This is a genomic window from Synechococcus sp. CCAP 1479/9, assembly GCF_019038535.1.
Lineage (GTDB): Bacteria > Cyanobacteriota > Cyanobacteriia > PCC-6307 > Cyanobiaceae > Cyanobium.
Genome location: NZ_JAFKRK010000016.1, coordinates 415,749 through 440,014, shown reverse-complemented (window position 1 = coordinate 440,014; position 24,266 = coordinate 415,749). Strand labels below are relative to the sequence as shown.

16 protein-coding genes are annotated in these 24,266 nt (G+C 70.1%); 9 read left to right on the top strand and 7 right to left on the bottom strand.

Annotated features, from left to right (window positions below; genetic code table 11):
• Nucleotides 1-63 precede the first annotated feature (63 nt).
• Nucleotides 64-690 carry a hypothetical protein gene (locus KUG38_RS06455; protein ID WP_286195664.1) on the bottom strand — a complete coding sequence of 209 codons (627 nt, stop codon included), beginning with the start codon at nt 688-690 and terminating at the stop codon, nt 64-66.
• A 129-nt stretch (nt 691-819) separates the two neighbouring features.
• Complete coding sequence (locus tag KUG38_RS06450) at nt 820-1,362, bottom strand: SprT family zinc-dependent metalloprotease (RefSeq protein ID WP_216919978.1); 543 nt, start codon at nt 1,360-1,362, stop codon at nt 820-822.
• Between the two features lie 61 nt (nt 1,363-1,423).
• Between KUG38_RS06450 and KUG38_RS06445 the strand changes: the two genes are divergently transcribed.
• The 8 genes from KUG38_RS06445 (at nt 1,424) to KUG38_RS06410 (ending at nt 13,700) form a co-directional block, all read left to right on the top strand.
• The gene (locus tag KUG38_RS06445; protein ID WP_216919977.1) at nt 1,424-1,846 is read left to right on the top strand and encodes a hypothetical protein; all 423 of its coding nucleotides are present in this window, start codon (nt 1,424-1,426) and stop codon (nt 1,844-1,846) included.
• Nucleotides 1,847-1,849: 3 nt separating this feature from the next.
• Nucleotides 1,850-3,955: an NAD-dependent DNA ligase LigA gene (gene ligA / locus KUG38_RS06440; RefSeq protein WP_216919976.1), complete on the top strand. Its 2,106-nt coding sequence runs from the start codon at nt 1,850-1,852 to the stop codon at nt 3,953-3,955.
• Between the two features lie 73 nt (nt 3,956-4,028).
• Nucleotides 4,029-5,099: an endo-1,4-beta-xylanase gene (locus KUG38_RS06435; RefSeq protein ID WP_216919975.1), complete on the top strand. Its 1,071-nt coding sequence runs from the start codon at nt 4,029-4,031 to the stop codon at nt 5,097-5,099.
• A gap of 123 nt (nt 5,100-5,222) precedes the next feature.
• Complete coding sequence (locus KUG38_RS06430; RefSeq protein WP_216919974.1) at nt 5,223-6,509, top strand: HlyD family secretion protein; 1,287 nt, start codon at nt 5,223-5,225, stop codon at nt 6,507-6,509.
• Nucleotides 6,506-8,674 carry a glycosyltransferase gene (locus tag KUG38_RS06425; RefSeq protein WP_216919972.1) on the top strand — a complete coding sequence of 723 codons (2,169 nt, stop codon included), beginning with the start codon at nt 6,506-6,508 and terminating at the stop codon, nt 8,672-8,674. The genes KUG38_RS06430 and KUG38_RS06425 overlap by 4 nt, the downstream gene beginning before the upstream one ends.
• 90 nt (nt 8,675-8,764) lie before the next feature.
• On the top strand, nt 8,765-9,559 hold the full coding sequence (locus KUG38_RS06420; RefSeq protein WP_353617733.1) for a peptidylprolyl isomerase: 795 nt from the start codon (nt 8,765-8,767) through the stop codon (nt 9,557-9,559).
• Nucleotides 9,556-12,531 carry a peptidase domain-containing ABC transporter gene (locus tag KUG38_RS06415; RefSeq protein WP_216919969.1) on the top strand — a complete coding sequence of 992 codons (2,976 nt, stop codon included), beginning with the start codon at nt 9,556-9,558 and terminating at the stop codon, nt 12,529-12,531. Before KUG38_RS06420 ends, KUG38_RS06415 begins: the two co-directional genes overlap by 4 nt.
• Nucleotides 12,531-13,700 (top strand): HlyD family secretion protein, encoded by a 1,170-nt coding sequence (locus KUG38_RS06410; RefSeq protein WP_216919968.1) that lies wholly within the window; start codon nt 12,531-12,533, stop codon nt 13,698-13,700. Before KUG38_RS06415 ends, KUG38_RS06410 begins: the two co-directional genes overlap by 1 nt.
• Here KUG38_RS06410 and KUG38_RS06405 read toward each other — a convergent pair.
• Nucleotides 13,666-14,562: a class I SAM-dependent methyltransferase gene (locus tag KUG38_RS06405; RefSeq protein WP_216919966.1), complete on the bottom strand. Its 897-nt coding sequence runs from the start codon at nt 14,560-14,562 to the stop codon at nt 13,666-13,668. The two genes, KUG38_RS06410 and KUG38_RS06405, sit on opposite strands and share 35 nt — an antisense overlap.
• Nucleotides 14,516-15,202: a TVP38/TMEM64 family protein gene (locus KUG38_RS06400; protein ID WP_216919964.1), complete on the bottom strand. Its 687-nt coding sequence runs from the start codon at nt 15,200-15,202 to the stop codon at nt 14,516-14,518. Before KUG38_RS06400 ends, KUG38_RS06405 begins: the two co-directional genes overlap by 47 nt.
• Before the next feature lie 51 nt (nt 15,203-15,253).
• Here KUG38_RS06400 and KUG38_RS06395 point away from each other — a divergent pair, with 51 nt between their 5' ends.
• Nucleotides 15,254-16,795, top strand: a complete 1,542-nt coding sequence (locus KUG38_RS06395; RefSeq protein WP_216919963.1) for a jacalin-like lectin — start codon at nt 15,254-15,256, stop codon at nt 16,793-16,795.
• A gap of 51 nt (nt 16,796-16,846) precedes the next feature.
• Here KUG38_RS06395 and KUG38_RS06390 read toward each other — a convergent pair whose 3' ends face one another.
• The 3 genes from KUG38_RS06390 to KUG38_RS06380 form a co-directional block, all read right to left on the bottom strand.
• Entirely contained in the window at nt 16,847-20,215 is a 3,369-nt protein-coding gene (locus KUG38_RS06390) for a choice-of-anchor I family protein (RefSeq protein WP_216919960.1), read from the bottom strand.
• Nucleotides 20,216-20,280: 65 nt separating this feature from the next.
• Nucleotides 20,281-23,100, bottom strand: a complete 2,820-nt coding sequence (locus tag KUG38_RS06385; RefSeq protein WP_216919959.1) for a valine--tRNA ligase — start codon at nt 23,098-23,100, stop codon at nt 20,281-20,283.
• A 47-nt stretch (nt 23,101-23,147) separates the two neighbouring features.
• Nucleotides 23,148-24,194, bottom strand: a complete 1,047-nt coding sequence (locus KUG38_RS06380) for a sensor domain-containing diguanylate cyclase (RefSeq protein ID WP_216919957.1) — start codon at nt 24,192-24,194, stop codon at nt 23,148-23,150.
• Between the last annotated feature and the right edge of the window lie 72 nt (nt 24,195-24,266).

Here is a 24,266-nt window from a genome sequence, read left to right as displayed (position 1 = left end):
ACGTCCATTCGAATTCAAAGCCAGTCCTAGCCCACTTCCCGCCGAAATGGCGGTGTTCCCGGCTCAGGCACGGCGGCGGCTGGAGCGGGGCAGCGGCCGGCCGGAGTCCGGAGGCGGGACGGCCGGTTCCGGCTCACCGGAGCCTTCGGGGCGCTGCCAGCGGGGCAGGGTGAAGCTGGCGTCATCCGGCCAGTCGCCGTCGTCTGGCGCCCCGTTGCCGGGAGCGGGTGCGGAAGCGGGTGCGGTGGTGGGGGATGGCGGCGGTCCTGGGCGGCCGCGCCGGGAGACCGCCTCGAGCATCGGGCGGCGGGAACGGCCGGGGGCCGGCGGCTCCACCGGAGCCCCGGGGGCGCCGCGGTCGCTCTCCTGCCAAGGCTCCCGCCAGTCGTCACCGTCGTCGAGCAGCCAGTCGAGGCGGCCCTCCACCCAGCGGCCGAGCTCGTCCATCCGGGGCCGCAGCTGGGGGCGACGGTCGGTCCCACGCCCGGCGGGTCGGCCACCAGGCCGCGACCCCGCCACCCCCTCAACGAACTGACGGCCGGCCGTCACCCAGCGATCAACGCGCTGATCGAGGGGATCACTGCCGCCACGGGGGCGCCGGGACAGTTCACGCTCCCTGGAGTCGCGCTCGGGAGGTTCGCGGTCCCAGGGATCCCGTTCGCGGCCGTAGCCCTGATCCATCGGATGCATCAGGCCAATTTAGCGGCGCCGACCGGACAGCCAGTGCTCCCGCCCCATCCCCACCAGGGCAATGGTGAAGCCACCCCATTCCAGGGTCCACAGAAACGTCGCCATCGGCCCCAACACCTGCGCCAGAACCTAGGCGGTGTTGGGCTCGAACACCAGCAGACAGCTCGCATCCCAGCGCCCGCCATGGAGGCGCTCGCAGCAGCGGCGGCAGGCCAGGCCCTGCCGGCGGCGCTGGTAGGGCGTGCGGCTGTCGCAGCACGGACAGCGGGCCATCCAGCGGCTGGCGGCCACCGGCAGGGGATAGCGGTGCCGCAGGCTCACCTGGAAAGCGTCCTGGGCCCGGTTGATCTGCTCCATCCGGGCCCGGAACCGGGGACCATGGACCTCCGACGCCACCAGCACCCGGTCCACCCAGGCGTGGATCATCTCGTGGCAGAGGGTGCCCAGGGTGGCCTGCCGCGGCAGCGGCTCCAGCAGGGGGCGGGAGAGGACGATCTCGCAGAGGTCGCGGCCGTCGGCCAGACGCCCCCGCCGGTAGAGCCCGGCGGTGCGGGTGAGGCGGCCGTCGCTCCAGCGCACGTCCACCAGGGGCCGGTTCTCCCGGGTGAGCTGGCCGTCAAAGTGCTCGCGGTTGAGCCGGTGGAACAGCGGCAGCAGGGGTTCCAGGGGCATCGGCCCATTCTGGTGGGGTCGTCCGTCAGACTCTGCAACGCTGCGAACGGATGGGATCACCATGGACTGGGGACTGGCCCGCGACATCGGCACCAAGCTCCTGCTGGCGGGAGCCGGTGGCCTGCTTCTGTACTGGACCATCTCGGCGGTCCGGCTGGTGCTCAGCGCCCGGGGCATCAATCCGCTGATCAAGCAGTTCTTCACCCAGGTGGCCTCCGGCCAGGTGGACGGGGCCTACCTGCTCACCACCCGCAACTACCGCTCCCACGTCAACCGGCAGCAGTTCATCCGCTTCCTGGCCGGGCTGCAGCTCAACAAATACCGCAACCTCAAGTCCGGGCGTCCCCGGCTGCAGGAGGGCCAGGTGATCCTGACGGTCAAGCTCAAGACCGACGGCAAGGAGGAACTCCCCCTCGACTTCACCTTCGTGAAGGTGGAGGAGACCTGGCGGGTGGATCGGATCACCAAGCTGGCGGCCGCCTGAGCCGTGGCCCAAGCCCGGGCGGAGGAACTGCGGCGGCTGCTCAACCGCGCCGCCCACGCCTACTACGTGCTCGATGCTCCCGTGATGGAGGACCCGGTCTATGACCGGCTCTACCGGGAACTCGTGGCGCTGGAGGAGGCCGATCCCGCGCTGATCCGGCCCGACAGCCCCACCCGGCGGGTGGGCGGTGCCCCGGCCGAGGGGTTCACCAGCGTGGCCCACCGGATCGGCCTGCTGAGCCTCGACAACGCCTTCTCCCACGACGAGCTCGACGGCTGGTACTCCCGGCTGCTGCGGGTGCTCGACCGGGAGGCCCAGGAGGGCGCAGCGGCGCCGGCCCTGCCGATGGTGGGTGAACTCAAGATCGACGGCAATGCCCTCGCCCTCAGCTACGAGCAGGGGGTGCTCGTGCGGGCCGCCACCCGGGGGGACGGGGAGCGGGGCGAGGAGATCACCGCCAACGTGCGCACGATCCGCAGCGTGCCCCTGCGCCTCGACCTGGAGCAGCCCCCCGCCTGGGTGGAGGTGCGCGGTGAGGCCTTCATCCCGGACGCCACCTTCGCCGCCATCAACGCCGAGCGCGCCGAGCGGGGCGAGGCCCCCTTCGCCAATCCGCGCAACGCCTGTGCCGGCACCCTGCGGCAGCTGGATCCGAAGGTGGTGGCCTCCCGCGGGCTGTCGTTCTTCGCCTACACCCTGCACCTGCCCGATGCGTGGCAGGCCGGCCCCGGCGACCCTGCCGTGCCCCGCAGCCAGTGGCAGGCCCTGGATTGGCTGAAGGCGGCCGGGTTCCGCGTCAATCCCCACTGCGCCCTCTGCCCCGATCTGGCGGCGGTGAAGGCCTTCTGCGACCGCTGGGAAGAGGAGCGCCGCGGGCTGCCCTACGCCACCGATGGGGTGGTGGTGAAACTCGACGACCTGCGCCTGCAGGAGGAGGCGGGCTTCACCCAGAAGGCGCCCCGCTGGGCGATCGCCCTCAAGTACGCCGCCGAGGAGGCCCCCAGCCGCCTGCTGCGGCTCACCTGCCAGGTGGGCCGCACGGGGGTCGTCACGCCGGTGGCGGAGTTCGAGCCGGTGCCCCTGGCGGGCACCACCGTGGGCCGCGCCACCCTCCACAACGCCGATCGCCTGGCGGAGCTGGATCTCTGCGCCGGCGACACGATCGTGGTGCGCAAGGCGGGCGAGATCATCCCCGAGGTGGTGCGGGTGCTGGTGGAGCTGAGACCGGAGGGGGCCAGGCGGCTGGAGCTGCCCCCCACCTGCCCGGAATGCGGCTCGGCACTGGTGCGGGAGGAGGGGGAGGCCGCCACCCGCTGCGTCAACAACGGCTGCCCCGCCATCCTGCGCGGTTCCCTGCGCCACTGGGTGAGCAAGGGAGCCCTCGATGTGGACGGCCTGGGGATCAAGCTGATCGAGCAGCTGGTGGACCGGGGCCTGGTGAGGTCGATCCCCGGCCTCTACGGGCTCGATGCCGCCCTGCTGGCCAGCCTGGAGCGCATGGGCGAGACCTCCGCCGCCAAGCTGGTGGCCGCCCTGGAGGCGTCGAAGCAACAGCCCTGGCACCGCCAGCTCTACGGCCTCGGCATCCACCACGTGGGGGAGGTGAATGCCAAGGCCCTGGCCCGGGCCTTCCCCAGCGCCGGCGCGCTGGAGGCCGCCGCCCTGGCCGACGAAGCAAACGAAGCCGGCGGGGCAGCGGATCCGCTCACGGCGGTCTTCGGCATCGGCCCCGAGATCGCCCAGTCCCTGCGGCAGTGGTTCGCCACGCCGGCCAACCAGTTGTTGCTGGAGCAGCTGGGGGAGCTGGGCTTCTCCCTGGCCGCCGCGCCGGAGCCGGACGGGGACGGCGATGGCGGGCCGCCGTCGGCGACGCCCCTGGCGGGACTCACCTTCGTGCTCACCGGCACCCTCCCATCCCTGAGCCGCTCCGCGGCCCAGGCCCTGATCGAGGCGGCCGGCGGGAAGGTGAGCGGTTCGGTGAGCCGGAAGACCAGCTACGTGGTGGCCGGCGAGGAGGCCGGCGGCAAGCTCACCAAGGCCCAGGACCTGGGGGTGAGCGTGCTGGACGAGGACGGCCTGCGGGCGCTGCTGGCGGCGGAACCGGCCTGAGCCTCCCGTTGGGATGACGGCGCCGGGATGGCCGGCCAGAGTGACGGGGGCGCCCCTCCCCCCGCCCCGGTCCATGCGACGTCGGCAACTGATCGTGATCGCCGTGGTGGCCGCCCTGGGCTGGAGCGTGGCCCGGGCCCTGCCGCCAGGGGCGGCCCCGACCCTGCAGGGGCTGGCGGCGGCGCGCGGGCTGCGCTGGGGCACCGCCGTCACCAATGACCAGCTGCGGGATCCGGGCCTGCGCCGCCTGGTGAGCGAGCAGAGCGGCCTGATCGTGCCCGAATCGGAGCTCAAGTGGGATGGGGTGGAGGCCACGCCCGGGAGCTTCGATTTCAGCGCCCCGGACCGGCTGCTGGCCTTCGCCCGCGAGCAGGGGCTGGCGATGCGGGGCCACACCCTGGTGTGGCACGAGCAGCTGCCGGCCTGGGTGAAGGCCCTGCCGCCGGCGGAGCTGGACAAAGCCATGGCGACCTACATCGGCACCGTGGTGGGCCACTACCGCGGCCAGCTGCCGTCATGGGACGTGGTGAACGAACCGATCGCCGACGACGGCACGGGCCTGCGCCGCAGCCTCTGGCTGGAGCGGCTGGGTCCCGACTACATCGCCCGGGCGCTGACCCTGGCCCACCAGGCCGACCCGAAGGCGGCCCTGGTGATCAACGAGTACGGGCTGGAGGGCGATGACGCCAAGACGGCGCGCAAACGGCAGGCCTTCCTGAAGCTCCTGCGCCAGCTGCGGCAGCGCGGCGTCCCGCTGAACGCCGTGGGTCTGCAGGCCCATCTCTATGCCAACGGCAGCGGGCCGACCACCTTCCGCACCCTGCCCGCCTTCCTGAAGGAGCTGGCCGCCCTGGACCTGGACATCCTCGTGACCGAACTGGACGTGAACGACCGGGAACTGCCGGCGGCCATCCCGGAGCGGGACCGGTCCGTGGCGGCGGTGTACGGCGCCTTCCTGGCGGCGGTCCTGCCGGAACCGCGGCTGAAGCTGATCACCACCTGGGGATTGAGTGATCGCACCACCTGGCTGAATGCGTTCCTGCCGAGGGCGGATGGCCTGCCCCAGCGGCCCCTGCCCTTCGATGAAGACAGCCAACCCAAACCGGCAACCGCCACGATTCAGGCGGCCCTCGACAAGCGCTGAGCGGCTCAGATGGGCGGCCTCAGGAGAGCCGGCCGCTGACAGATTCACAACCAATCGTTAGGTCTTATCGAAGCAAAAAAATTCGGCGCTGTTAGAATGGAGTGTCTTCCATCCAACGCTGGGATGCCCCCATCCGCCGCGGGCGCAAGTGAGCCTGAATCCGTCGGCGCTGCCGGTCAGGTCCTGGATGTCGCCGCCCCTGACATCGCCGCGACGGATGACGACGACGCCATTCCCAGCTCCCGCAGGGCGGATCTCACCATCCTGCTGATTTCGGCGGGGCTGCTGATCACGGCCCTGGCCATCGTGATCAACTTCTTCACCGCCCGCTCCCGCGATGCGGTCATCAATGCCACCCCGATCGTGCTGAGAAGTCCGGTCACCGGCACCCTGGAGAGCCTCACCGTGGGGACGGGCGTGGAGGTCCGCCCCGGCCAGACCCTGGCGATCATCGTCAACCCCAGGGCCTCCCGGGATGCCCTTTCGGCCCTCGAGACCGAGCTGGAAACGGCCCGGGGCCGGCTGCAGGAACTGCGGACGCGCCGCGACCTGCGCCAGAAGCTCGTGGAGCGGCTCACCCAGGACGCCCGCCAGCAGCGCAACCTGGAGGTGGCCCGCGACCAGGGCGACCGGGACAACCTGGGTTTCGCCCTGGATCGCGCCCGCAAGGAACTGGCCTTCGCCCAGCGGGAGACCCGCCGCCAGGAGGAGCTGTTCCGGGCCGGTGCCGTGGCCGCGAATGTGGTCGACCGGGCCCGCACCACCGAACTGCAGCGGGCCCGGGAGGTGCGGGGTCTGGAGGCCCAGCTGGCCGGCCAGGCGGCGGTGCTGGAGGCCTCCCGGAACGAACTGACCCTGCGCAACAACCGCAGCAACTCCGATCCGGTGGTGCGGCTCCAGGAGGCCACCATCGCCCTGGAGAACGCCGAAGGCGATGTGCGCACCCAGGCCTTCCAGGTGAACGGCCTGGAGCAGCAGGTGGCCGTGGCCCGGAAGGAATGGCAGGAGCGCAGCCGCGCCCGCCTGGTCAGCCCCCGCAAGGCGGTGATCTGGCAGCTGGGGGCCCAGCGGGGCGACTCCGTCGATGCGATGCAGTCGGTGATCCAGATGATCGACTGCAGCCAGCGCTGGCTCACCACCACGGTGGCGGAGAACGACCTCAACCGGATCCGCCTGGGCAGCAAGGCGAAGATCGAGCTGGTGGGCAGCCGGGACAAGCTGCGGGGTGAGGTGGTGGGGATCCGCTCCGGCATCGGCCGCACCCAGCTGGGCGAGGAGGCCCCCACGCCGGTGCCGATCAACCTGGCCAGGGAAAGCGAGGTCAAGATCCGCATCCTCAACGACTTCCCGGCGCCTCCGGGGGAGTTCTGCTACGTGGGGTTCACGGCGAAGGTCAGCTTCCAGCGATGAAGTTCCTGCATTCGTTTTCGGATCCCCAGGGCCGCTCGAGGATCTCGCCCTGGGTCTGGATGGTGCTGCTGCTCTCGGCGGGGTGCCTGGTGCTGGCGGTGCTGCTGGCCAACCTGCAGGTGTCCGTGGTGGCGGTCGGGCTGCTCAATCCCCTCAGCTTCCGGGTCCTGCCCGAGCTCTGGCAGGTGCGGGATGTGTGGGTCGACGTGCTGCTGCCCCTGGCCCTGGCGATCGGCATCTGCCTGGGGGTGAACCTGCTGCCAAGGCGGCCCTCCAGCTATCTGCTGGTGAACGTGGTGTTGTCGCTGTTCACGATCCGCTACTTCATCTGGCGCGCCACCACCATCAACACGGCCCACCCGGTCAGCCTGTTCTTCAGCCTCGTCTTCTTCCTCTGCGAGGTCACCTACCTGCTGACATCGGCGCTGCAGTTCTACCCCTCCCTCCGCTACAGGCCCCAGCAACGGCGACGTGAGGCGGACCAGCTCCTGGCCTGGGCAAAGGAACAGCAGCCCAGTGTGGACCTGTGGATTCCCACCTACAACGAATCCGAGCGACTGATCCGGCGCTGCGTCATGGCCTGCCGCAACATCCAGTACGCCAACAAGACCATCTACGTTCTCGATGATGGCCACCGCCCCGCCATTGCCGCCCTGGCCGCCGAGCTGGGGGTGCAGTATCTGAGCCGGCCCGACAATCTGCACCGCAAGGCCGGCAATCTCAACTACGCCCTGGCCCACTCCAAGGGCGAGCTGATCGCCGTCTTCGATTGCGATTTCATTCCCTTCAGCCGCTTCCTCGACCGCACGGTGGGTTTCTTCAAGGATCCCGAAGTTGCCCTGGTACAGACGCCGCAGCACTACTTCAACTCCGATTTCCACAACCGCAACCTCGGGCTGGATGTGCTGGTGCCGGACGACATGGACTATTTCTTCCGTTACGTCCAGGTGATCCGCGATCCGTTCAATGCCGTGGTCTGCTGCGGCACCTCCTACCTGGCCCGGCGTTCGGCGCTGGAGGCCATCGGCGGCTATGTCACCCACTGCATCGTCGAAGACAACCAGACGGGCACCCGCCTGCTCACCCGCGGCTGGCGCATGATCTACCTCGATGAAGTGCTGAGCCTGGGCGAAGTGCCACGCACGTTCCGTGATTACCTCGAGCAGCGGCTGCGCTGGATGCAGGGCAATGTGCAGGTCTTCACCTCTCCCAAGCAACTGCCGATCTGGAAGACGCTGAATTTCTGGCAGAAGGTCTTCTATCTGAATCTCCTGCTCAGCCTGCTGACACCCCTGTTTCGCGCCGTCTACATCGTTTTCCCGCTGTTATCGATGCTGATCGGCTTCACCCTGATCGCCGCTCCGCCGGTGGAATACCTGGCCTACGGCCTGCCGTTCGTGATCATGCTCTACTTCCTGCCCTCCTGGCAGACCAACGGCCACTACTTCCATTTCTGGACGGAAGTCTATGAAGCCCTGTTCTGCTTCCCGGCACTGAGGAGGCTGTCACAGATTCTGTTCCGTCCGTTCCGCTCCGTGGGCAGCCTGGTGACCAACAAGGACGTCACCAGCCAGAAACAGATCCTGGATCTGCGTTTCGCCTGGCCGTTCCTGACGTACCTGTTCCTGTTCGTGGGTGTGCTGGTGCTGAACTACGGCCTGCCCCTGCTGGACATCCGCTGGTCCCGATCCGTTTTCGAGGGGGAAGGCCTGATGGTGGGCTGGAACCTCTACAACGGCCTGCTGATGTTCATCTGTCTGCTGGCCTGCATCGACAAGCCGGTGCGTCGCCAGGCCGACCGTTTCCCCCTGGAACTGGGGGGCAAGGAGTACTGGGGCACCACCAACGACGTGTCCGAGCAGGGGGCGAGCCTGGTGCTCAACACCGCCGCCCCCACAGGGAAGGAAACCGAAGGCCTGCTGCGGGTGCCCCAGTTCCACCTGGAACTGCCGGTGCGCCTGATGCGCTCCGGCCGCCTGCGCCAGCTGCCGCTGCTGGGGCTGAGCTTCCAGATGCCGGCCCAGGAGACGGAGGCCGCCCTCATCCAGCTGATCTACGGGGAAAATGCCTGGTTCCAGAAAGTGACGCGGGTGGGCAGCATCGAGGCGCTGTTCCTGCTCCTCGGCAGCGTGGTGCGCGCCGAGCCGATCGTGCGGCGCTCCTGACCGGCCGATCCGCCACCACCGCTGATCCTGCCGCCGATACATCGGGAATCGCCGGTTCAGCCCCAGAATGACCGGGTGTTAGCCGATCCCGTGGCCGTCGCCCTCTCCTTGGATCACGACATCAGCCTCGATCCGCCCGCGCGTCCCTCCGGGCCACCGGTGGTGGTGCAGGTGGAGCCGCTGCCGGAGATCCCCGGGGAGCTGCGGCGCCACCTGGCCCGCCATCAGCTGCTGATTCCCCTGCTGCGCCAGTCGGTGATCGCCACGGCCGTGGCCGGGGTGACCCTGGCGGAGGAGGAACGCCAGAAGGCCCAGCAGGACTGGGGCGCCAGCCACGGCCTCCGCTCAGCCGATGACCTCCGGGCCCACCTGCAGCGCCATGAGCTGTCGGAGGCTGACGTGCTCTGGCAGGCCGAGCTGCCGGCCAGAATCGATCGTCACTGCCAGGAGCATTTCCTGCACCGGGCCGAGCAGCGTTACCTGGCCCGCAAGAACCAGCTGGACCAGGTGATCTACAGCCTGCTGCGGGTGGAGGACGGGGCCCTGGCCCGGGAGCTCTACCTGCGCATCGCCGAGGGGGAAGCCGATTTCGCCGAGCTGGCGGCCACCTACGCCAAGGGGCCGGAGCGCTCCACCCGGGGGGTGGTGGGTCCGGTGCCGCTGCTGCAGGCCCATCCAGCCCTGGCCGAACTGCTGCGCACCAGCCGCCCGGGCCAGCTGCACCCGCCCCTGCGCATCGACCGCTGGTGGCTGGTGGTGCGGCTGGAAACGCTCCGATCCGCCAGCTTCGACGACGCCATGCAGAAACGGATGGCGCGGGAGCTGTTCGAGGAATGGGTGGATCAGGAGGTGGCCCTGCGGCTGCGGTCGGAGCAGGGGCGATGACCTCCACCGTCCCGGGGCGCACCGACTGGCTCACCCTGCCGCCCTTCGACGGCCTCTCCGTCGCCGGCCGGGAGCGCCTGCTGGCGGAGGCCCGCCCGTGCCGCTTCCGCGTCGGCGAGGACCTCAGCAGCGCCGGCACCATCGGTGACCGGGTGCTGGTGCTCCTCGAGGGGGATGCACGCCTGCTGGCGGAACGGGACGGCCGGCCCTTCACCATCGAGCGCCTCGGACCCGGCGCCGTGGTGGGGCTGGCGTCGCTGCTGCGGGCCGAGGGGATCGAGCCGGTGAGCGCCGCCTCCGACCTGCTGGCGACGGCGATCCCCGACACGGTGATGCTCGAGCTGCTGCTGGCCGAGGCCGGCCTGCGCCAGTGGTGTGGCCGCCACCTGTGGACGGCGGAGCTGCACCAGCTGCTGCTGCAGCAGGAGGGGGCCGCCGCGGGCCGCTTCGACCCGGCCCTGTGGCGGGAGAAGCTCGAACGCCTGCGCCAGCGGGCACGGGCGGTGTCGCCAGACGAAGGGGCCGTCACCCTGCTGGACGGCGAGGAACTGCTGCTGGCCAGCGCCAACGTCCCCGACCTGGCGATCGGCTCGGTTCTCAACCCGACGGAGGCCCTGCCCCAGGCCCGCCCGCCCCTGCCGCTGCGCTTGGTGGCCCTCGCTCCCGCCCCCGCCGAGGCCCCCGAATCCAGCGCCCCGGGCACGGACACCGCCTTCAACGCCGCCATCAGCGCGGCCGTGGGCGCGGCCGGCCTGCTGACGTCCGAAGCCGGCTCGGACGTCAGCTTCCAGGTCAGCAGCCTCGATCTGGGCCAGGAGCGGGCCGATCGCCACCTCACCCTGGTGCGAGGCAACGGTCCGCTGGAGGAGACCCTGGCCTGCTTCCAGATGCTGGGCAAGCTGCTGGAACTGCCCTACCGCCGCGACGCGGTGGACAAGATCCTGCGCGACAAGATGCGCCGCGGCCAGCCGCCGGATCTGCAGCTCTGCGGCCAGATCGCCGCCATGCTCGGCCTGCTGGTCACCGGTGCCAAGGTGCCGGCGACCTCCGCCACCCGGCTGATCACCCCCTGCCTGGTGCCGTGGAAGGAGGGCTTCGCCATCGCCACCGCCAGCAACGCCGCCGGCCTGCGGCTGGCCTCGCCGGCGGAGGGCTGGGTGCAGCTGAGCCCCGCCCAGATCGCCGAGCAGTATCCGGAGGGGCTGGAGCTGCTGCTGCTGGAGCGCAGCATCGACACCCCGGAGCAGACCTTCGGGCCTGGCTGGTTCTGGCCGGCCCTGAAGCGCTACCGGGGCATGTTGCTCCAGGTGCTGCTGGCCTCCTTCGTGGTCCAGCTGTTCAGCCTGGCCAACCCCCTGCTGATCCAGGTGATCATCGACAAGGTGATCTCCCAGCGCAGCCTCGACACGCTGCAGATCCTGGGCATGGCCCTGGTGGTGGTCACCCTGATGGAGGGGGTGATCGGCTCCCTGCGCACCTTCCTGTTCACTGACACCACCAACCGCATCGACCTGCGCCTCGGCGCCGAGGTGATCGACCACCTGCTGCGGCTGCCGCTCGGCTACTTCGACAAGCGCCCCGTCGGCGAACTGGGCACCCGGATCGCCGAGCTGGAGAAGATCCGCAACTTCCTCACGGGCCAGGCCCTGATCACGCTGCTGGATGCGGCCTTCTCGGTGATCTACATCATCGTGATGGCGATCTACAGCTGGCTGCTGACCCTGATCGCCCTGGCGGTGCTGCCCATCCAGGTGGGCCTCACCCTGCTGGGGGCGCCCCTGTTCCGGCGCCAGTACCGCCAGGCGGCCGAGGAGAACGCCCGCACCCAGAGCCACCTGGTGGAGGTGCTCACCGGCATCCAGACGGTGAAGGCCCAGAACGTGGAGATGGTGAGCCGCTGGAAATGGCAGGAGATGTACGCCAAATACATCTCCCGCACCTTCGAGAAGACGATCACCGGCACCTTCCTCAACGAGACCAGCTCGGTGCTCCAGAAGCTCTCCCAGCTGCTGGTGCTCTGGGTGGGGGCCACCCTGGTGCTCAAGGGGGAGCTCACCCTGGGCCAGCTGATCGCCTTCCGGATCATCAGCGGCTACGTCACCCAGCCCCTGCTGCGGCTCTCCTCGATCTGGCAGAACATCCAGGAGCTGCGCGTCTCGTTCGAGCGGCTGGCCGACGTGGTCGACACCCCGGAGGAATCGAGCGAAGCCGACCGCGGCCACATCCCCCTGCCACCGGTGAAGGGCGACGTGGTGTTCGAGAACCTCGACTTCCGCTTCAACCCCGGCGGGCCGGAGGTGCTCAGCAACGTCAGCCTCCACGTGCCTCCCGGCACCTTCACCGGGGTCGTGGGCCAGAGCGGCAGCGGCAAGAGCACCCTGATGAAGCTGCTCCCCCGCCTCTATTCCCCCACCAAGGGCCGCATCCTCGTGGACGGCTACGACATCGACAAGGTGGAGCTCTATTCCCTGCGCCGCCAGGTGGGCATCGTGCCCCAGGACCCCCTGCTGTTCTCCGGCACCATCAGCGAGAACATCGCCCTCACCAACCCGGAGGCCCCCAGCGACGCCATCGTCGAGGCCGCCCGCATCGCCGGCGCCCACGACTTCATCATGGAGCTGTCCGCCGGCTACAGCACCCCCCTGGGGGAGCGGGGCGCCTCCCTCTCCGGCGGCCAGCGCCAGCGCATCGCCATCGCCCGCACCCTGCTGAGCCAGCCCCAGCTGCTGGTGATGGACGAGGCCACCAGCGCCCTCGACTACGACACCGAACGCCAGGTGTGCGACAACCTGCGCGAGGCGATGAGCCAGAGCACGGTGTTCTTCATCACCCACCGCCTGTCCACCATCCGCCGCGCCGATCTGATCGTGATGATGCACCAGGGCGCCATCGTCGAGACCGGCACCCATGAGGAACTGATGGCCCTGAAGGGACGCTATTTCGCGCTGTATCGCCAGCAGGAGGCGGGCTGATGGCACGTCCGCCTCTGCCCACCCCGGCCGGCCTGCTGCGGCGGGCCCAGAACGGCCTCGAGCGCAGCATCCACACCGACAGCGACGACGTGGTGCTGCAGCAGTCCCGCTTCTGGGCCCGCTCGATCACCTGGACGCTGATGGGGGTCACCCTGTTCGGCCTCGGCTGGCTGGCCTTCGCCCAGACCGAGGAGATCGTCACCGCCCCGGGCAAGCTCGAGCCCATGGGCGCCGTAAAGGACATCCAGATGCCGGTCGGCGGTGTGGTGGACGCGGTGTTGGTGAAGGAGGGCGAGCGGGTGGAGAAGGGCCAGGTGCTGCTGCGCCTCGACACCGAGGCCACCCTCGACCGCCAGCGCAGCCTGCTGCAGACGATCCGGTACAAGCAGCAGCAGCTGCGCCTCAAGCAGGTGGAGCTCGACCGCTACCTGCAGTTCAACGACACCGAGCAGCGGGTGCTGCGCCAGAGCCTGACCCTGGAGCAGGACGTGCTCGGCCGCCTCGAGACCCTCAACAAGGAGGGCGCCACCGCCGAACTCCAGTACCTCTCCCAGCGCAACAAGGTGCAGGAGGTGCAGGGCAAGCTGGAGGAAACCCAGGTCGACCGGCTGCGCCAGCAGGCGATCCTGCAGCAGGGCGTCCGTGAGATCCAGAGCGAGCTGGCCGATCTGCGCAGCAAGCTGACTGAGCTGAACGTCAACATCCGCTATCAGGCGATCACGGCCCCCGAGTCGGGGGTGGTGTTCGAGCTCAAGTCCCGCTCCCGCGGCTTCGTCGCCCAGACCAGCGAACCGGTGATGAAGGTGGTGCCCTTCGACAAGCTGGAGGCGCGGGTGGAGGTGCCCAGCCGGGAGATCGGTTTCGTCTCCGTGGGCAAGACCGCCGACATCAGCATTGACTCCTTTCCCGCCACCGATTTCGGTGTGCTGCAGGGCACGGTGCGGCGCATCGGCTCCGATGCCCTGCCCCCGGATCAGATGAACAACTTCTACCGCTTTCCGGTGGACATCCGGCTCAACTCCCAGCAGCTGAAGCTGAAGAGCGGCAAGGTGCTGCCGCTGCAGGTGGGCATGTCCCTCACCGCCAACGTCAAGCTGCGCAAGGTCACCTACCTGCAGCTGCTGCTCAGCGACTTCAAGGACAAGGCTGACGCTCTGCGGCAGATCTGAGCCGCTCCATGGCGATGTAGTGGTCGGGGATGATGCGGGTGCGCAGCCCCACCAGGGGCTCCAGCCACGGCAGCAGCAGCCCGTCAAGGCCCCGGTTCACCAGAGCGCCAGCCACCCGGAAGGCCCGCCGCCAGCGGGCCGAAGGGGCGATCAGATGCAGGGCCCGCTCATGCACGGGGCCGTCGATGCAGACCAGCCAGGACGGATCCATCCCCGCCCGCTCCATGGCGGCCTCGAAGCTGCGGCGGCTGTGGAAGCTGATGTGCTGGCCGTTGCCGAAGGCGTAGTACCACCAGTCTGGGCCAGGGATCTCGCCTCCCCGTCGCATCAGGGTGGAGAAGACGAACAGGGGCGTGGCCCCCACCTCCTGGCGCAGGAACTCGGGGGTGCAGGGCACATGCTCGATCACCTCGAAGGCGGTCTTGCAGCCGATCGCCCCATCGCCGGGAGGGCCGCAGAACGGGCGGATCAGCTCCATGGCCGCATAGGCGTCGGTGCCGTGGAAATCGAAGCCGTGGTCGCGCAGCAGCCGCGGCAGCATGCCCAGGCCGGTGCCCAGGTCGCAGCCCGGCTCGCTGGGGCCGAAGCGGCCCAGCCGGCCGATCACCAGCAGCAGCCGCAGCAGGCGCGAGGCGTGCAGGTTGCGGTCGACGTAGCCGGTATCGCCGTAGAAGGACTCCTCATAGGCCACGTCCAGCCAGGTGGGATCGGCCAGGAAGAGGAAGTCGCAGCTGGTGCAGTGGGCGAGTTCAGCCGCCACATGGGCCTTGCTCACCCGCACCTGTCGCACCGGGGTGAGGCGATCGCCGCCGCAGTTAGGGCAGGCGCCGGCGCTGGGGTGGGGGGGAGTCTCGGCCGTCACCATTGCTGGCCTGCATCGCAACGTGGGAGGCTACCCCGCGTTCCTCCAGGGCCAGGCGCACCTGGCGGCCCACCAGCAGCACCACCGCCAGGGTGGCCGCCACCCCCAGCAGCCGCAGGGCCCAGGTGGCCCCATCGGCCGGACCGGCCAGCAGGGCCGAGAAGCGCCGCGGATCGCCGGCCGCCGCCCCCAGGGCGCAGAACAGCACGGTGCCCGGGAGGATGCCGATCAGGCCGATCGAATAGTCGCGCAGGCTCACCTCGCTGAGGCCGTAGGCCAGGTTCAGCAGGCTGAAGGGGAAGGCGGGCGAGAGGCGGGTGAGCAGCACCAGGACCAGGCCCTGGCGGCACACCGCCTGCTCCACCGCCTGCAGCCGCGGCGCCCCGGCCAGGCGGCGGCGGGCCCAGCCCCGCCAGCGGCCGCGACCCAGCAGGAACACCGCCTGGGCCCCCAGGCAGGCCCCGGTGAACACCAGCACGCTGCCCGCCACGGGGCCATAGAGCACCCCGGCCAGCATCGAGGCCCAGACCCCCGGCAGCAGCAGGGTGACCCACAGGGCATAGAGGGGCACGAAAGCCAGCGCCCCCAGCGGCGAACGCAGCCAGCTCAGCAGGTGATCCGACAGCCAGAGCGGGTCCATGGGGCCACCGTATCGAGCCTGCCTAGGGTTGGGTTCTCTGCCCGTGTCGCCATGGCTGACCCGTCGGAGCTGGCGCAGCAGGTCGCCCGGGGGGCCCTGTTCCGGGGCCGCCACAGCGTCGCCGATCCGGGCGAGCCCCTCGAGGCGGCGGTGGGGGGCACGGTGCTGGCGGCGGGCGGCGGCAGCACGGTGGGCTGGCAGCTCTGCCGCAGCAGCGAGGAGCTGGTGCGATCGCTGCACAACGACACCTCCCTGGGGGTCGGCCTGGGCCCCCTGAGTCTGCTGGGGGCCAAGCGGTCGTTCCGCGACTCCCTGAAGACCACCGCCTTCAGCCTCTCGCTGGTGGTGTGGGCCCGGCAGGTGAGCGCGGCGCTGGAGGTGGGCCAGACCCGGCCGCTGGAGGGGCTGGCGGTGCCGGCTGGTGCCGCCGAGCTGGAGGCCTTCGTGGCCCTGCACGGTGATGGCTTCGTGGCGGCGGCGGAGGTGGGCGGCGAGTGCCATGGGGTGTTCACCTTCTACGCCCAGTCGCGGGAGCAGGCCCGGCTGGTGGAGCGGCAGATCGGCGCCGAACTGGGCCTCGGCGGCCTGAGCCTCAACCCCGCCCTGGTGGAGACGGTGACGTCGGTGGCCCGCAGCGCCGCGGTGAACCTGGGCTTCCGGATGCAGGTGATCGGCACCCGGGCCCAGCCGCCGGCCGACGCCGCCTCCCTGATCCCCTTCGCCCACGATTTCGCCCGGCTGCCCCTGGATCAGCCGGCCCTGATCGGGGTGCGGACCCGGGGCTACGAGACGGTGCCGGCCATCGGCGCCGCCTTCGAGGCGGTGGCCGCCAACCGAAGGCTGTTCAGCGGCGACGCCGCGGGCGCCGGCCTGCTGGAGCAGCGCGAGCAGGTGGTGGGGCTGATCCGCCAGATGGACTGGGTGGCGGAAACGTACCGGCTCTACGGCGTGGCCCCGGACCCGGCACTGGCCGTCCGGCGCGCCGCCGCCGCCGCCGACCGCCGCGCCATCGACGCCTGCCGGGCCGCCTATGGGGCCGCCGCCGCCACCCCCCTGGAGGTCCCGGCGCTGCCGTCCCTGGCGGCGGGCAGTCCCGAACTGAACGTGACCCTGGCCGAGGAGCTGCCGATGGGGGGCAACGGCGGCGCCCCCTTCCCCTTCCCCGGGCGGGCCGACGCGATCCGCCGGCGGCAGCGGCTGGTGGAGGTGGGCCTGCGCACCGGCTCGCGGGTGGATCAGATCCGGCTGCGCTACGCCGGCGAGGGCGATCCCCTCGAGCCGGAGCTCCATGGCGGCGGCGGCGGCGGCGACCGGGGCGTCCTGCAGCTGGCGGAGGGCGTGACGATCCGGCGCATCGAGGGCCTGAGCGGCAGCCGCGTCGACCGGCTGTTCCTGAGCAGCAGCGACGGCCAGCGCATCGGCGGCGGTGGCGATGCCGGCGACCGCCCGGTCGACTGGACGGTGCCGGAGGACTGTGTGGTGCTGGGCTTCAGCGGCCGCAGCGGCCGCGAACTCGATGGCCTGCGGGCCGTGGTGGCCCGCTTTGGGCCCCTGATCTGGCAGCCGCTGGAGGAGGAAGCCGAGCAGCCCTGAAAGAAATAGGCCCCTCACAGGAGGGGCCGAGGGCTGGACCTGTCGCTGGGATCAGACCAGCGGAACGGTCTGCCGGATCAGGTCGATCTGGCCCCCCTCCACCAGATACCCGGAGCCGTTGATGTTGCCGCCGCCGAGGCTGTGGGCCTGGATGTTGGCGAGGAACATGCTGCCGGGGGCGGTTCCGTAGATCCTCGAGACATCGATGATCCCCGAGGACTCCCAGTTGCCCACCCCGTTGGTGCTGGGGTCGGTGACCACACCGGGCTGGCTCTGGCCGTAGGCGGTGGGGACGGCGGTGCGATCGATCTGGGCCCAGCGCTCCGCGGGCGCACCCGTGATCGGATCGATGGGGCCGCTGGGGTTCAGCTTCCAGATCGAGGCTTCCTGGGTACCGAAGTTGCCGTTGGCGATGTCGAGGCCACCGCCGTTGGCCCGGTCCTCCTGCAGATACAGGGAGCCATCGGCGCTCCAGGTGAGGTTGTCGGGGTTGCGCAGGCCCGTGGTGGGATCGGCGAGGCGATCGGCGTCATAGATCACCCGCAGGCTGCTGGCACCGGTGCTGGCCAGGCGGCCATCGGCGCCGAAGGCATCGGTGAAGCTCAGGGTGTAGACGTTGCCGTAGAGGTCGCCACTGGTGAAGTCCTTCGTTCCCGTGGAAACGAAGGCCGCCTGCTGTCCGTTGAGGGGGTTGACCTCACCGTCCTCGATGCGGCTGAGCTGAAGGGCACCGAGGTCGTTGGCCAGGGTGCGGATCTCGGCGTCGGTGAGATCGGCGTAGCTGGCCTTGCCCGCCGGCTTCTCGATCTTCACCCAGCTGCCGGCCAGGGGGGAGCCGAGGGCCAGGGCCTTGAGGTCGTCGGAATCGGGGCCGGGGGTGGCATCGACACCGGTTTCCGCCAGGGCCGTGGGCACAAAGGTGTACAGCGAGCCGTTCGCCTCGGCCAGGCCGTTGCGCTCCAGGAAGCCGCCGGCGGTCTTGGCGCCGACCCAGAGCCGCAGGGGAGCCTTGGCGTCATCAAAGAGCAGCACGGCGACGGTGTTGGCGCTGCCGGTGTCGATGGCCGTGGCCGATTCCCAGGTGCCCTTGCCGAAGGCCTTCACCTGATGGAGATCGCTGTTGGCCGTGTCGAGGGCATAGAAGGAGCCGCCACCACCGCCGAACACCTCCTCACCGGTGAGGAAGATGCGATCGGCGAAACCACGGCCGGCGCCGAAGCTGTTGGCCTCCACCAGGTTGGCGGAGCAGAAGCGATCGAAGCCGTTGGGGTCGTCACCGATCACCTTGTCGTAGGCGAGGCCGCCGCTGAGGATGCGCGACTGGAAGCCGTTGGAGGCCTTGTCATCGGCATCGATGTCGACGATCAGGCGGCTGATGCGGGAGCCGGTGACCGAGGCGTTGAGGCCCTCGGCGGTGTAGGCGTAACCGGCGCTGGCCCCGACCTCATGGTTGACCAGCAGGGTGTAGGTGCCATCGCCATTGCTGTAGGCGCCCTGGCCATCGAAGATGCCCGGGGGCACGTAGACGCTGCCCGGCGCGGTGCCGTTGGTGAACTCACCGTTGGTGATCAGGCTGGAGATCGACAGCTCCGCACCACCGGCCACGTCCTTGAGCATGGTGGCGGTGAAGGTGCCGGCGCCGCCCACCGGAGGGGCGGCGATCAGGGCGCCGAGATCGAGGATGTTCAGGGTGTTGGACACCTCGTTAGACACCACCAGCAGGTCCCGCCTGGTGGGGCTGTCCTTGGCATCGATCACCAGCAGGCCCTCGGGTGAGACGCTGCCGGCCAGCACGGTGCTGGTGACGAAGCTGGCCTGGGCCGGCTGGGTGATGTCGAACACCGCCAGCAGGCTGCTGGTGCCGCGTTCGGCACTGACGATCGCGTAGGTGCGGCCGTTCAGCTGCTTGACCACCACCCCTTCGGGCTCGACGCCCTTGTCGTCGCTGCGGGTGTCGTCGTAGACGCCGGCGGCGATGGCGATGGTCTGCAGGGTGTTGCCGCTGTCCCAGACCAGGGAACCGGTCTTGGCATCAAAGATGCTGACGCTGCGGCTGCCGAAAGCGGTGAAGGGGGCGGTGGTGTCTTCGCTGAGGGTCTTGAGGCGGCTGCTCAGACCGGTGTTGCGCCGGGTTTCATCGAGGTAGAAGCCCGGGGTTCCGGCGGTGCCGTATTCGCGGCCGTCGCCCTCGTTGGCGGTGATGAAGTAGTCCTTGCCTTTGGTGCTGAAGGCGGCCACCCCGTCCGGCATCCGCAGGCCGGCCACGTTGTTGCCCAGGACGGGCTTGATCAGGGGCGTTCCGGTGCTGCTGGGGGGAACCGGGGGGCCGTCGCGGTCGGTGATGTCGACGAGCTGGGTGCTGAAGTCGACGCTGCCGAGGGCGAAGATCGTTTCGATCGTGTTGGTCTTGAGGTTGACCTTGGCGACGCCGTTGTTCTCCTGCAGGGTCACGTAGGCGCTGTTGCCCAGGATCGAGACGTACTCGGGCTCGATGTCCGTGGCCTGGGTGGTGCCGGCCGGACCGGAGATGCGGATCCCGGAGGGCAGGGTCAGCCCGGCGAAGCCCAGATCGGTGTAAGTGAAGGTCTCCTTGCCTGACTTGCCCTTGATGTCGATGATGCCGATGCTGCCGGGGCGATCGATCGCATAGTTCGCGATCGGCTCCCCCTCGTTGGCGATCACCAGCTTCTTGCCGTCGTCCGTGAAGGCGATGCCATCGGGGAGGTAGCCCACCTCCACGTCCTTCACCAGGGTGAGGGCGCCGGACTTGTCGATCCGGTAGAAGCGCACCAGCCCCTTACCGGCATTGGTGGCGTAGTCGCTGGGGGACAGGGCCACCGCCACCAGGTTGTCGTGGGTGGCCACCGACTGGCTGTTGTAGGCCCCGAAGGAAACCCGCTGCGGCGCCTTGGGGGCCGTGGGGTCGGTGGCATCGGTCACCTGCAGGGTGCTGCCACCGCCGGAGGAAAGGATGAAGAGCTTGCCGCCCACGGTCACGTAGGCGGAGATCTCCGTCTGGAACTGCTCGGTGGGAGCGGCGCCGGGGGCGGGAGGCACCGGCGAGAGGTCGATGCTGGCCAGCAGGGGGTTGGCCGGTGCAGGGGGCTTGCCGCGCCCGCCACGGTCGTCGTCGCGGCCACAGTCGTCATTGCGGCCACGGTCGGCATCGCGGCCCTGGCCAGCGGCGCGGGCGAAACGGTCGTCATCGCGGTCATCGCGCTCGACGTTGAACCCAGGCGGTCTGGAGCCGACGACTCCGAGCGAACCGGCGGAACCCTTGCGCGCCCCCCTGGGCAGGAGCGGCGCCACCGAACGGATCTCCGGGCTGGAGGAGCGGCGGAAAACGGCGGAATCCTCCAGCAGGGAGAACAGGGACCGGAGCGCGGTGGGGGAGGGCAAGGCGTGGTCGGCGAGGGACACCGAAGAACCCTCATCCAGCCGGCACCCGCCTTCGTTAACGACCGCTTATGGGGTCGTTAACAGCCTCACCCCAGATCCGCCAGCCGCTGCCGCGCCAGGGCCGCCTGGGCCTCGGCTTCGGCCAGGTTGGCCTTGCACTCGGCCACCACCTCCGGCGGCGCCTTGCCGGCGAAGTTGGGGTTGGCGAGGCGGCCGGCCAGGCCGCTGATCTCCTTGGTGGCCTTGGCGATGTCCTTCTCCAGGCGGGCGCGCAGGGCGTCGAGGTCGACCAGGCCCTCCAGGGGCAGCAGCACCTGCAGCTCGCCGCTCACGGCGGCCAGGGCCCGAGTCGCCGGACGGGCCGCGGCCGCCGCCGGATCCAGCACGGTCACGCTCTCCGCCCTGGTGAGGGTGGTGATGTCGTCGCTGCCCTCCAGCAGCACCGCCGCCAGCTGCTCGCGGCCGGTGATGAACAGCACCGGCGCCCCCTGGGAGGGCTTGAGGCCGGCCACGGCCCGCAGGTTGCGCACCACCCGGATGGCCTCGATCAGCTCGGCGAAGGAGGCCTCCAGGCCTTCATCGAGGGCGGCGCTGTCGGCCGCCGGCCAGGGCTGCAGGGCCAGGAAGGTGCCCTCGGGGGCGCCGGTGAGCCCATGCCAAAGCTCCTCGCTCAGGTGGGGCATCAGCGGATGCAGCAGCACCAGCAGCTCCGCCAGCACCTTGGCCAGCACCTGCCTGGCCACCCGCTGGTCGGCCAGCACCTCGGCACTGAGGGGCTCCCCTTCGACAGCGGGCCGCGGGTTGAGGCGCCGCTTGAGCAGCTCGATCGTCCAGTCGCAGACCTCGTTCCAGGCGAACTCGTAGAGCCCCTTGGCGGCTTCCCCCAGCCCGTAGCTGGCGTAGCGCTCGGCCGTCTCGCGCTTGACCCGCTCCAGCCGCGACAGGATCCAGCGGTCGGCGAGCTGCAGCTGCGCCGGGTCCGGGGCGCCCAGGCTGGCGGGCGTTTCACCGCCCAGGTTCATCAGGGCGAAGCGGGTGGCGTTCCAGAGCTTGTTGGCGAAGTTGCGCGCCGCTTCCACCGTGGCGGAACTGCCGTCGTTGCGGTCGTAGTCGAGGCGGATGTCCTGGCCGGCGCCGGCCACCTCGCGCACCAGGGCGAAGCGCAGGGCATCGGCGCCGTAGCGCTCGATCAACGGCAGCGGATCGATGCCGTTGCCGGCGCTCTTGCTCATCTTGCGGTTGTTCTCGTCCCGCACCAGGCCGTGGATCATCACGTCGGCGAAGGGCATCCAGGCCTTGCCGGCGCCGAGGGGCTGCATGGCGCCAGCCAGCATCGTCATGCGGGCCACCCAGAAAAAGATGATGTCGAAGCCCGTCACCAGCACGCTGGTGGGGTACCAGCGGGCCAGATCGGCGGCCTCCGTCTCGGGCCAGCCCAGGGTGGAGAAGGGCCACAGGCCGCTGGAGAACCAGGTGTCGAGCACGTCCGGGTCCTGCTCCAGCTGCAGCTCCCGGCCGGCGGCCCGGGACGCCTCGCCGAACTGGGCCGCCGCCTTGGCGGCGGCCTCCGCGGCATCCCGGGCCACCACGTAGGGCGTGGCCTCGGTGATCACGCCGCCGGTCTCGCTGACCACGAACCAGGCGGGGATGCGGTGGCCCCACCAGAGCTGGCGGCTGATGCACCAGTCGCGGATGTCGGTGAGCCAGTCGCGGTAGACCTTCTCCCAGCGCTCCGGCACAAAGCGGGGCGCGCCGCCATCGAGGGCTTCGCGGCAGCGGGCCGCCAGTGGTTCGGCACGTGCGAACCACTGGGTGGAGAGCAGCGGCTCCACCGGCACCTTGCCGCGATCCGAAAACGGCACGCTGTGGCGGTGGGGCTCCACCTTCACCAGGAACCCCTCCGCCTCCATCGCCGCCACCACCGCCTTGCGGGCCTCGAAGCGGTCCAGGCCGGCGAAGCGGCCGGCGGCCGCGTTCATGCTGCCGTCCTTGGCCATCACCGTGATCAGGGGCAGGCCGTGGCGGCTGCCGATGGCGAAGTCGTTGGGGTCGTGGGCGGGGGTCACCTTGACGCAGCCCGTGCCGAAGGCCGGATCCACGTGCTCATCTGCCACGATCGGGATCTGGCGCCCCACCAGGGGCAGGGTGATCGTCTGCCCCACCAGGGCGGCGTAGCGGGGGTCGGTGGGGTGCACCGCCACGCCGGTGTCGCCCAGCAACGTTTCGGGGCGGGTGGTGGCCACCACCAAATGGTCGGTGCCATCGGCGGCGGGGTCGCCGCTGAGCGGATAGCGGAAGTGCCAGAGGTGCCCCTCCATCTCCTTCATCTCCACCTCCAGATCGCTCACCGCCGATCCCGAGGCCGGGCACCAGTTGACGAGGTATTCGCCGCGGTAGATCAGCCCCTGCTCGTGCAGGCGCACGAAGGCCTCCACCACCGCCGCGCTCAGGCCCGGATCCAGGGTGAAGCGCTCCCGGCGCCAGTCGACGGAGTAGCCCAGCCGGCGCAGCTGGCCCACGATCGTGCCGCCGCTCTCCCCCTTCCAGGCCCAGGCCCGCTCCAGGAAGGCGTCGCGTCCCAGGTCGTCCTTGCTGCCGCCCTCGGCCTTGATCTGCTTCTCCAGGATCGTCTGCACCGCGATCGAGGCGTGGTCGGTGCCGGGAAGGCACAGCACGTTCTTGCCCTGCAGGCGCTGGAAGCGCACGATCGTGTCGATCAGGGCCGTCTCGAAGCCGTGGCCCATGTGCAGGCTGCCGGTCACGTTCGGCGGCGGAATGACGATGCTGAACGGCTCCCCGGGCGCCGTGGGGTCGGGATGGAAGGCGCCGGCCTCCTCCCAGGCCGCCTGCCAGCGCGCCTCGGTGGCGGCCGGGTCGTAGGTCTTGGGCAGGGAAGACTCGGTCACGGGCTGGGCACAGGCAGTGCGCCCATGGTCTCAAAGCGGGCTGGCACTCAGCGCCCTGGCTCCGGCTCCAGCTCCACCCGGTTGCGCCCCAGCTCCTTGGCCCGATACAGCACCTGATCGAGACGATGGAACCAGGCTTCGGCCGACTCCCAGGGCCGTCGCTGCACCACCCCGGAGCTGATCGTCACCCGTCCCACGACCGCGAAGGGCTCCGCCTCCACCCGCTGCCGCAGCCGCTCCGCCATCTGGCGGGCCTCCTCGGCACGGCTGTTGGGCATCAACACCAGGAACTCCTCGCCGCCCCAGCGGCCGACGCCGTCGCAGCTCCGCAGCTGGGCTTCCACCCGTCGCCCCAGCTCCACCAGCACCTGGTCGCCGGCCAGGTGGCCGAAGCGGTCGTTGACGTCCTTGAAGTGATCGATGTCGAAGAGCACCAGGGACAGGTCATCGCCGTAGCGATCGGCACGGTCGATCTCCCGGCGCACCCGCTCATCCAGCTCCCGCCGGTTCCAGAGCCCGGTGAGGCCATCGGTGGTGGCCAGCAACACCAGCTTCCGGTTGGCGGCCAGCAACGCCTGGTTGGCCGCCTCGGCCTCTGCCCGGGCCTGCTGCAGTTCGAGCGCCGTGCGCTTGCGCTCCGTGATGTCACGGCTGACCCCCAGCAGCTCCAGGAAGGCCCCCTGCTCGTCCAGCACCGGCAGGGCGATCACGTCCATCCAGACGGTGGAGCCGTCGCGGCAGTAGTACTCCAGCTCGCCGCGGAAGGACTGGGGCGCTCGGCCGGCCTGCAGGTCCTCGACCAGCTGGGTGAAGTAACCCAGGGAGATCGCCAAGGAGTCGGGGGGGTGGATCTGCTCGATGGGCTGGACCATCGCCTCCTCCGGCGTCAGGCCCCGGAGGCTCTCCACCGCCTGACTGACCGAGGTGATCGAGCCGTCGGGCGCCATGGTCCAGATCACATCCCTGGCGTTTTCGGCCAGAAGCCGATGGCGCTCCTCGATCAGGCGCCGTTGCCGCGCGGCGGCCCCGATCCGTCCGTCAGCAGGGTTGTCGACGGGCGAAGGTTGGGGCCGTGGCGCTCCGCTGGCCGACAACGGCACCGATCAGAGGATCTCTTCATCATCCACATCGCCCCGCCACGGCGCTTCGCCCCGGCGCAAAACATT